Below are 679 nucleotides of genomic sequence, written 5' to 3'. Positions count from 1 at the left end.
GGGTGGTTGGTCGTTGTTTGAGAACTGCACAGTGGACGCGAGCATCTGTGGCCAAGTTTTTAAGGGCGCACGGTGGATGCCTTGGCACCAGGAACCGATGAAGGACGTGGGAGGCCGCGATAGTCCCCGGGGAGTCGTCAACCAGGCTTTGATCCGGGGGTTTCCGAATGGGGAAACCCGGCAGTCGTCATGGGCTGTCACCCATACCTGAACACATAGGGTATGTGGAGGGAACGAGGGGAAGTGAAACATCTCAGTACCCTCAGGAAGAGAAAACAACCGTGATTCCGGGAGTAGTGGCGAGCGAAACCGGATGAGGCCAAACCTACGACGTGTGAGACCCGGCAGGGGTTGCGTCGTGGGGGTTGTGGGATCTCTCTTCTACGGTCTGCCGGCCGTAGGACAAGTCAGAAACCGTATGGATAGGCGAAGGACATGCGAAAGGTCCGGCGTAGAGGGTAAGACCCCCGTAGTCGAAATCTGTACGGCTTGTTTGAGAGACACCCAAGTAGCACGGGGCCCGAGAAATCCCGTGTGAATCTGGCGGGACCACCCGCTAAGCCTAAATATTCCCTGGTGACCGATAGCGGATAGTACCGTGAGGGAATGGTGAAAAGTACCCCGGGAGGGGAGTGAAATAGTACCTGAAACCGTGTGCCTACAAGCCGTGGGAGCGTCG

Annotated in this window: 1 rRNA gene; it reads left to right on the top strand. The window is 57.3% G+C overall.

Annotation, left to right across the window (positions count from 1 at the left end):
• Positions 1-49: 49 nt before the first annotated feature.
• Positions 50-679: ribosomal RNA gene (locus ACLZOT_RS49700) — 23S ribosomal RNA — on the top strand; the annotation flags it as partial.

Source organism: Streptomyces sp. 4F14, assembly GCF_048159485.1.
Classification (GTDB): Bacteria; Actinomycetota; Actinomycetes; order Streptomycetales; family Streptomycetaceae; genus Streptomyces.
The sequence above is the reverse complement of the archived record's forward strand: the minus strand, read 5'-3'. Positions and strand labels throughout refer to the sequence as shown.